Consider the following 6,372-nt stretch of genomic DNA (forward strand, 5'->3'; position numbering starts at 1 on the left):
GAGTGTGCACCTATTTTTCGTAATGCTGAGGAAATATCTATATTATCTTGTTTTGTTTCTGCTTGAACGATTGGCGTTGCGAGAGTATTGATAGGAATAGTCGCCCCGGTAGCAATTGATGTTATTAAAAATCCTGTCATAATTTTATTCTTCATTCCGTACACCTCTTCACTATTGTTTTTTACAAGTTTTGATCGTAAATGTTGTACAACCTAACGTTAGGATTTCTTCACACATACTTGAAGATAGAGATTTTTTCAAAAAAGTAATTACATCTCTTTTTTTTATTTATTTTTGATAGAATATAAGGACCTTACTTCCCCCTCATTTTAAACACTATGTTTTTCATAAGTAAACCAGAAAATCGCTTTGATTAAATTTGATTTTTCAGATATTTTTTCATTCAAATTATATAATATTATATTTATAAAAGTTAAATCCAAATTTCATTTCATAAAGTGAAATAATTATACTATGATAATTAAACATAAAAATCCATTAATTCCTTTAAATCTAAATGAATCCCTCGCCTAAAAATGATATCAATATAATTTAATAGTGATTAATACATATCTGTCTTTTATATGGATATGTAAAATTACATATCCATATAGTAGTATCTAGCTTAAATACTCCAATTAGAATAAATAGAGCACTATTACAAAACTTGCACACGTATTATAAAAGTAAATATCTGTATAAAATGTACCCTATTAAATAGACCGTAAAAAAAATCTATTCGATAGGGTATTTCTTGTATTATAGAAAGAAAATTTAGAACCGGAGAAATTTTAAAATGACTAAAAAGCTATTCACTAAAAAAGAAATACAAGATCTTTGAACTACCCCCACTTTCACTTCGTTTAGAAGTGAGGGATTCCTAAGTAAAGAGTTCTATCGAACTCTAATTGATTAGGCTATCCCCGCAGTCCTTGCGGTTAGAAGCCTTATCGCTTCATTCTTTAAATTGATACTTGCGTTAATATCCCTATCATGATGTGTACGGCAAGAAGGGCAGTCCCATTTACGTAGGTTTAGATTTTTAACGTCTTTGTTTTGGTATCCACAACAAGAACATAATTGACTAGAAGCAAAGGTTTTCGATACAACAATAACTTGTTTGCCGTACCATTTTTCTTTATATTCCAACATGGTCCGAAACTGTGACCAAGATACCTCGCTAATGGCTTTTGCTAACTTATGATGTTTTAACATATTCGATACCTGCAAATCCTCTATACCGATAACATTGTGGTTTTTGATGATTTCGGTTGAGATTTTGTCCAGGTAATCTTTTCTAGCATTTGCCATGTATTCATGAATTCTAGCTACCTTTACTCGTTGTTTATTCCAGCGAGAAGATCCTTTTATTCTTCTAGAAAGAACACACTGTGCTTTCGCCAACTTCTCTTCTAATGATCGAAAAAACTTCGGATTTTTATAGATGGTTCCATCTGACAAAATGGCGAAATCTTTTAGTCCCACATCCATTCCAATGTAAGATTGTGTTTTCGGAAGTTCTTGCACTTCTGTTTCAACTAACAATGACACAAAGTATTTGCCAGAAGGGTTACGTCTAACTGTAGCATTTAAAATACGCCCCTTTACTTCGCGACTTTTGGCAAATCGAACGAGACCTAGTTTCGGCAACTTTATTTTGTTTCCTACAACAGCAATGTTTTCATTTGTTTGTTTTGTGGTATAAGATTGTACGTTGTTCTTCTTAGATTTAAAACACGGGGTACTGTTTTGTTTTTTGAAAAAGCGTGTATAAGCATCCGCAAGGTTACGAACAGACGACTGAATCGCAATACTATCCACTTCTTTTAGCCAAACAAACTCTTTCTTCATGACAGGAAGTTTGGCAGAGCATGTACCATATGTCAAACCTTTTCCTGTCTCTTTGTATGCGTGATTCCATAGAGATAGGAAATAATTGAATACAAAGCGAGAGCAACCAATCGTTTTGTTGATTAGAATTGCTTGTGCTTGATTTGGATAGATACGAAACTTATAGGCTTTATTCATCATTATTTGATTCACCTCCATTTCGGTATATGACTATTATACACCTAACGTACATTCGATAGGTAGTGGAGTAACACTTTCTGTGTGCCATCCCTTGTTCGAAGCCAATTCATCTCCCACCTACTCACTGGGCTAGGACCCTTCACGCTCCTTGAAGAAGGAGTCTTCTTGGCTAAAATGATAAAAAAAGAAGAGAGGATATACACTCTCTTCGTCAATAGTATTATACATAGAGAATAATAAGGTAAAAAACTGTAAAGAGATGAACTTTAGAATGCTTCACAAAGTGAATTACAACACAGGAACTTCCAAAAATATACATAAATATAACGTTTTTCTCTATAACATCCTAAATTTAATGAATATTCGAATCTAGGTCAGGTCTACTATTCGCCACTTGGCTTTCTAACAAACTGTTCGAAGTGAGTTCATCTCGATTAGTCTTTGCTTTTAATAGCTAAGAAATTCATCCTAAGACGGTCGAACTAAATCTCTTGTTCCAAAGGCTACTTTATTAATATTCATGCTAATAGGCTTATTGCTTCATTGTTGTTAATAACTGCACTATAATCTCTATGAAGATTTGCACCGTATATACAAGAATATACTTGTTCAGACAATGACATATCTTTCACAACTGCTACATGTTTTTGTGGAAGGAAACCTTTTATCTACTCTATTTTTTATGAACTTGCTGCCCTTCTTTGTTCTGTTTGCTGTTTATTTACACGTACTATAATTGGAATAGCAGCACTACCCATCACAAAAATAGCACCTGTAATTTGAATAACTGATGGAATACTATTATTAAACAATATATCTAGTAACAGTGAAAACAAAATGTTTAAATATAACAACGCAGATAAATTTGAAATTCTCGTAGTTAACTTATACGCCCTTCCTCTAAACCATTGATTCCCTAAACTTCCCATTGCCATTAAAAATAAAAATACTAGTACCATTGTACTATTCGTAAATACACCAATATAATTCCCCTTTGAAAAACATGCAGAGAGTACACCCGATATTATTGTTCCATATAGGTATGTATAGGCCATAATGGATAGATTATCATCCGTCTGTGCACTTCTATGTAAAAAAAATTGTGAAAATGCTAAGGATAATCCTGAAAGTAAACCTACCCCCAAATAAAGGAATGATTCATAATCAATACCACCGGTTTTTAAAACAAGAAACACTCCAAAAAAACCTACAAATGCTGCCAATATTTCTGCTCTTGTCGCACGTCTCGTCTTTGAAAAAAGGGTAATAAGACAGATAAAAATAGGACCTGTATTATATAAAACCATTGCTATGAAAAGTGAGGTTTTAGCTGCACATAAAAAAAATAATGCCTGTGAAAATGTAATAGAAAAAGCTCGAGGTAATTGTTTATAACTATTACTCCAAAATGAAATTTTCCCCATTCTTTTTATAATAAAAGGGACTAAGAATAGAAAAGGAATAAAAAACCTTGCTGTTAAAGTTACAAAGAAATCTCCTGATATAATAGCATGTTCTGCAAAAAATCCAGAAAGTGAAAAGCTAATTCCTGAAAGAACCATAAAAAATGTCGCTTTTTTAAGATTATCCATTTAATTTAAGCCTCCTTAATAAATATAAGCACCGAGAAACGTTATTCTTTAAATTTCTCGGTGCTTAAAAAATGTGCCATTAAAACTATATCAAGAAAAACAATGCATTGATCAAGGTATTATTAATTCGCCTTTAAAAAGTAACCTTGCTGTTCGTGTAATACTAGATTTCTTAATTACATATCCATTAGATGACTCCTCAATAACTGATTCTGTTTGAATTTTCCCCGCTGGGTGTTCGATTATAATTTGATTCAATTTTTTCATTTTATTTAAATCATTATTTTTTGCAACATGGTATGCAGTTGTACCATTAATTTTTATGGCTGCTGATAATGCGAGCGATCCTGTTACTGCATGAGTGCTATGACATTGGTGAGGAATAAAATATCTTGATGTAATAGTGCCAGATTCCCTAGGTTTTGAAATTACCGCAATCTTAGGGATGACCTTATTTGATACATCACCTAAATTTGCAAGACAAGCCACCTTTTTTCTAATAAGATCAATGTCATGTAAAAATGTTTTATTTGCATTTAACACATCTGGACTTTCATTTCCTATAATTCCTAATTCACTGGCTCGAATTATAATTAATGGCACTGATACATCGACACAAGATACATTAATTCCATTAATAACATCCGTTTTTGCACCTGTAGGAAATAACTTCCCTGTAACTGAGCCGATTGAATTTTTAAAATTCAAATCTATCGGAGCTCCTGTACCCGGAACACCGTCAATTTTAATATCTCCGTTATATACAACATTTCCGTTTTTAGTGGCTATAGTTGATTCAACAATTACATTTGTATTTAAATTTCTAATTGTTATAGTTTCTTTTCCTGACCCGACTTTAATCAATCCGCTCTCTACTGCATAAGGAGCAACAGCTGCAATTATATTCCCACAATTTACACTATCGTCTAATATCCTTCTCTTTAAATCCGCCTGTAAAAATAAATAATCAATATCTATTCCTGGTGTAGTGGAAATTCGAATAATTGCAATTTTATTTGATAAAGGATCTAACGTACCCATCCCATCAACACCACGAGCATTTCCTGCCCCTAACGCTTTTAAAATAACCTCATCTCTAATTGATTTATTTGAAGGTAAATGTTTATCTAAAAAAAATAATCCTTTTGACGTTCCTCCACGCATAACAAAACAAGGTATTTTCATTTATTAGCATCTCCTTTTTATGTGTATCCTTTTTTATTTTTTAATTATTATATACAAAAAAATAAATTTTAATGATATTACTAAATCTAATCAAAGAAAAAAATATTACTTAACAATCTCGTCCCTCCTCCATATTTCTAAAATTGAAAAGATAATATTGGTAATTATGTAAATCACCTCCTACAACTTGGTATCCATTCTAACAATAAAATATAAAATAAGTAACAAATTACTTTGTATAAATAAAATATATAAAATTCAGAATTTTAAGAACAATAATTATTACCTATCCCTTTCACTAGGATGAGACGCTTCACGGTCATTAAGGGCAGAGACTTCCTTGCCAAAGGAATGTCCTATATCTCATGCATCCTAAGATATTTGTTGAATATATTATATCTAGGCTCATGTTACCACAATTTTAAAATACCGTTCACAGAATTTACGGTATAGAAAAGCCTACGCAGGACTTTAGTCCGTCTTTAGACTTGGGATGAACTCATCGTTTTTGTATAGCAAAACAAGGTATACTTTATTCATAGTCATGCAAAAGACGTAAATACATTTGAGAACCAACAATCTGTACGGTATGATCACAGTACCATAGCCTACGAAACTATACGGTCTGTTGTGGGATTGGTGATGGCACACCGCAATCTTTACACTTCAGCGGTACAAGAAATGGATTTGGCCTTTGGTAGCAAGAATCCTACTGACGTTAGTTGGCCACTTTAGGGGAGGAGTGTCAATTTTGTACGAATAGAAATGGAATTCCTTTTAAATTAAAGCTTCTAGAAGCATTATATGGAAGAGTAGCAAAATAAGCCTTAATACTGTTACTAGTGCAGCTGCTTATTTATAGTTCAATTTGTTCACACAGTCTAATGTTAATCTAATTTTTTGCCGTTTTAAAAAACCTTCTATCTCCAGCACTGTACGTAATTTACTTTTCAGAATTTCATCTAATAGAACCTTGATATTCTATTGTATACATTCTTCAACAAAGACTTATTCTAAAACTGGGATTACAGAACTAAACATAGGTAATGAAATAACAATGGCTAAAAGTTTTTATATTTTGAAATTATAATTATCCTGCTCTATAAACTGGGATACTTCATAAAACTACTTAATTTAATAAGATAAGTAGTTTTATCATTTTAGCCAAGAAGACTCCTTCCTCAAGGAGCGTGGAGGGCACAGCCCAGTGAGTAGGGGGGAGATGAATTGGCTTCGAACAAGGGATGGCAGGAAGCCATCTTAATTGTTCGACATACAGAAAGTGTTACTCCACTACCTATCGAATGTACGTTTGGTGTATAATAGTCATATACCGAAATGGAGGTGAATCAAATAATGATGAATAAAGCCTATAAGTTTCGTATCTATCCAAATCAGGCACAAGCAATTCTAATCAACAAAACGATTGGGTGTTCTCGCTTTGTATTCAATCATTTCCTATCCTTATGGGATCAAGCATACAAAGAGACAGGAAAAGGCTTGACCTATGGTACATGCTCTGCCAAACTACCTGCCATGAAGAAAGAGCTTGTTTGGCTAAAAG

Annotated in this window: 4 protein-coding genes and 2 pseudogenes; 1 reads left to right on the plus strand and 5 read right to left on the minus strand. The window is 32.8% G+C overall.

The features are described from left to right. From ACS2CR_RS33025 to ACS2CR_RS33045, 5 genes and pseudogenes are all read right to left on the minus strand, one after another. Nucleotides 1–155 (minus strand): annotated as a pseudogene (locus ACS2CR_RS33025) (hemolysin BL lytic component L2); the annotation flags it as partial. A 757-nt stretch (nt 156–912) separates the two neighbouring features. Continuing rightward, nucleotides 913–2,031 (minus strand): IS200/IS605 family element RNA-guided endonuclease TnpB, encoded by a 1,119-nt coding sequence (gene tnpB, locus ACS2CR_RS33030; protein WP_081003128.1) that lies wholly within the window; start codon nt 2,029–2,031, stop codon nt 913–915. Between the two features lie 518 nt (nt 2,032–2,549). After that, nucleotides 2,550–2,706, minus strand: a pseudogene (locus tag ACS2CR_RS33035) (zinc ribbon domain-containing protein); the annotation flags it as partial. Between the two features lie 5 nt (nt 2,707–2,711). Beyond that, a complete protein-coding gene (locus ACS2CR_RS33040; protein WP_000369347.1) occupies nt 2,712–3,623 on the minus strand; it encodes a DMT family transporter in 912 nt (303 codons plus the stop codon). A gap of 111 nt (nt 3,624–3,734) precedes the next feature. Beyond that, entirely contained in the window at nt 3,735–4,808 is a 1,074-nt protein-coding gene (locus ACS2CR_RS33045) for a PrpF domain-containing protein (protein WP_000701098.1), read from the minus strand. A gap of 1,356 nt (nt 4,809–6,164) precedes the next feature. On the opposite strand from ACS2CR_RS33045, the gene ACS2CR_RS33050 reads away from it, so the two are divergent. Further along, the coding region (locus ACS2CR_RS33050) for a helix-turn-helix domain-containing protein (RefSeq protein WP_326265869.1) at nt 6,165–6,372 on the plus strand (208 nt) is incomplete at its 3' end.

Origin of the sequence: Bacillus cereus group sp. BceL291 (genome assembly GCF_051776705.1) — a bacterium.
Taxonomy (GTDB): Bacteria; Bacillota; Bacilli; order Bacillales; family Bacillaceae_G; genus Bacillus_A; species Bacillus_A cereus.

What these genes read in the sequence shown, in the direction of transcription:
- tnpB (WP_081003128.1), bottom strand. Translation starts at nt 2,031, where the DNA reads ATGATGAATAAAGCCTATAAGTTTCGTATCTATCCAAATCAAGCACAA.
- ACS2CR_RS33040 (WP_000369347.1), bottom strand. Translation starts at nt 3,623, where the DNA reads ATGGATAATCTTAAAAAAGCGACATTTTTTATGGTTCTTTCAGGAATT.
- ACS2CR_RS33045 (WP_000701098.1), bottom strand. Translation starts at nt 4,808, where the DNA reads ATGAAAATACCTTGTTTTGTTATGCGTGGAGGAACGTCAAAAGGATTA.